Genomic DNA, 3304 nt, shown 5'->3' on the forward strand with positions numbered 1-3304 from the left:
TATACCGTGACAGCCTTCAATTCTGGTGGATCAACTTCGTTTGGCGTTTCGATAACGGTGAATGATATCGCACCTTCAGCTTTGAGTTATAACTCGCCGAATGTGTTTACCGTAGGAAGTTCGATTGCGGATTTAGTTCCGATTTTCTCAGGAAATGTGACTTCGTTTAGCATTGCTCCAGCTTTACCTTTGGGACTTTCTTTCGACACTACAACAGGAATCATTTCCGGAACGCCGAATGTCGTTTCATCAACAACAATTTATACCGTGACAGCCTTCAATTCCGGCGGATCAACTTCGTTTGGAATTTCGATTACCGTGAACGATGTTGCACCTTCAACTTTGAGTTATAACTCACCAAATGTATTCACCGTCGAAAGTCCGATTGCGAATTTGGTTCCGAGTTTCTCAGGAAATATTACTTCGTTTAGCATTGCTCCAGCTTTACCGTCGGGATTATCATTTGATACAACTTCAGGGGTGATTTCTGGAACACCGAATAGCGTTTCTGCAACTTCGATTTATACCGTAACAGCCTTCAATTCTGGTGGATCGACTTCGTTTGGCGTTTCGATTACCGTGAATGATATTGCGCCTTCAACTTTGAGTTACAACTCGCCAAATGTATTCACCGTCGGAAGTGCTATTGCGAATTTAGTTCCGAGTTTCTCAGGAAATATTACTTCGTTTAGCATTGCTCCAGCGTTGCCTTCAGGATTGTCTTTTGATACAACAACGGGAATCATTTCTGGAACGCCAACGACCGTTACGCCAATGGCAACCTATACTGTGACTGAGACTAACTCGGGCGGTTCTTTGTCTTTCGGAATTGTAATTACCGTGAATGATGTTACGCCTTCAACTTTGAGTTATAACTCACCAAATGTATTCACCGTCGAAAGTCCGATTGCGAATTTGGTTCCGAGTTTCTCAGGAAATATTACTTCGTTTAGCATTGCTCCAGCTTTACCGTCGGGATTATCATTTGATACAACTTCAGGGGTGATTTCTGGAACACCGAATAGCGTTTCTGCAACTTCGATTTATACCGTAACAGCCTTCAATTCTGGTGGATCGACTTCGTTTGGAGTTTCGATAACGGTGAATGATATCGCGCCTTCAACTTTGAGTTATACATCTCCGAATGTGTTTACCGTTGGAAGTCCGATTGTAGATTTGATTCCGAATTTCTCAGGAAATGTGACTTCATTTAGCATTACGCCGGCTTTACCTTCAGGATTGTCGTTTGATACAACTTCAGGGGTGATTTCAGGAACACCGAATGCAGTTTCATCTACAGCAATTTATACCGTAACGGCTTTGAATTCCGGCGGTTCAACTTCGTTTGGAATTTCGATTACCGTGAATGATATCGCACCTTCAGCTTTGAGTTATAACTCGCCAAATGTATTCACCGTCGGAAGTGCTATTGCGAATTTAGTTCCGAGTTTCTCAGGAAATATTACTTCGTTTAGCATTGCTCCAGCGTTGCCTTCAGGATTGTCTTTTGATACAACAACGGGAATCATTTCTGGAACGCCAACGACCGTTACGCCAATGGCAACCTATACTGTGACTGAGACTAACTCGGGCGGTTCTTTGTCTTTCGGAATTGTAATTACCGTGAATGATGTTACGCCTTCAGCTTTGAGTTATAACTCGCCGAATGTATTCACCGTCGGAAGTCCGATTATAGATTTGATTCCGACTTTTACTGGAAATGTGACTTCGTTTAGTATTGCTCCGGCTTTACCGTCGGGATTATCATTTGATACAACTTCAGGTGTAATTTCAGGAACACCGAATTCAGTTTCTGCAACTTCAATTTATACCGTGACAGCCATCAATTCCGGAGGATCGACTTCATTTGGAGTTTCGATTACGGTAAATGATGTCGCGCCTTCAGCTTTGAGTTATAATTCACCAAATGTGTTTACTGTAGGAAGCCCAATTGTGAATTTAGTTCCGACTTTTACTGGAAATGTGACTTCATTTAGCATTGCTCCAGCTTTACCTTCAGGATTGTCTTTTGATACAACAACGGGAATCATTTCTGGAACGCCAACGACCGTTACGCCAATGGCAACCTATACTGTGACTGAGACTAACTCGGGCGGTTCTTTGTCTTTCGGAATTGTAATTACCGTGAATGATGTTACGCCTTCAGCTTTGAGTTATAACTCGCCGAATGTATTCACCGTCGGAAGTCCGATTATAGATTTGATTCCGACTTTTACTGGAAATGTGACTTCGTTTAGTATTGCTCCGGCTTTACCGTCGGGATTATCATTTGATACAACTTCGGGTGTAATTTCAGGAACACCGAATTCAGTTTCTGCAACTTCAATTTATACCGTGACAGCCATCAATTCCGGAGGATCGACTTCATTTGGAGTTTCGATTACGGTAAATGATGTCGCGCCTTCAGCTTTGAGTTATAATTCACCAAATGTGTTTACTGTAGGAAGTCCGATTGTAGATTTGATTCCGAATTTCTCAGGAAATGTGAGTTCGTTTAGTATTGCTCCGGCTTTACCATCGGGATTATCATTTGATACAACTTCAGGTGTGGTTTCAGGAGCGCCAACTGAGGTTTCTGCAACTTCGATTTATACCGTGACAGCCTTCAATTCTGGTGGATCAACTTCATTTGGAATTTCGATTACCGTGAACGATGTGGCGCCTTCAACTTTGAGTTATAACTCGCCGAATGTATTCACCGTCGGAAGTCCGATTATAGATTTGATTCCGACTTTTACTGGAAATGTGACTTCGTTTAGCATCGCGCCGGCTTTACCATCGGGATTATCGTTTGATACAACTTCGGGTGTGATTTCAGGAGCGCCAACTGAGGTTTCTGCAACTTCGATTTATACCGTGACAGCCTTCAATTCCGGCGGATCAACTTCATTTGGAATTTCGATTACCGTGAACGATATCGCACCTTCAGCTTTGAGTTATAACTCGCCGAATGTGTTTACTGTGGGAAGTTCAATTGTGAATTTAGTTCCGAGTTTCTCAGGAAATATTACTTCGTTTAGCATTACGCCAAGTTTACCTTTGGGATTGTCTTTTGATACTGCAACTGGTGTGATTTCAGGAGCGCCAACTGAGGTTTCTGCAACTTCGATTTATACCGTGACGGCCTTCAATTCCGGCGGATCAACTTCGTTTGGAGTTTCGATAACGGTGAATGATATCGCACCTTCAGCTTTGAGTTATAACTCGCCGAATGTGTTTACCGTAGGAAGTTCGATTGTGAATTTAGTTCCGAGTTTCTCAGGAAATGTGACTTCGTTTAGCA

General features: G+C 42.5%; 1 protein-coding gene. It reads left to right on the plus strand.

The genetic code is table 11. The features are described 5' to 3' along the window. On the plus strand, positions 1–3304 hold a 3304-nt coding region (locus KIH23_RS13535), incomplete at both ends, for a beta strand repeat-containing protein (RefSeq protein WP_213214042.1).

This window comes from Flavobacterium sp. CYK-55 (assembly GCF_018413465.1).
Taxonomy (GTDB): domain Bacteria; phylum Bacteroidota; class Bacteroidia; order Flavobacteriales; family Flavobacteriaceae; genus Flavobacterium.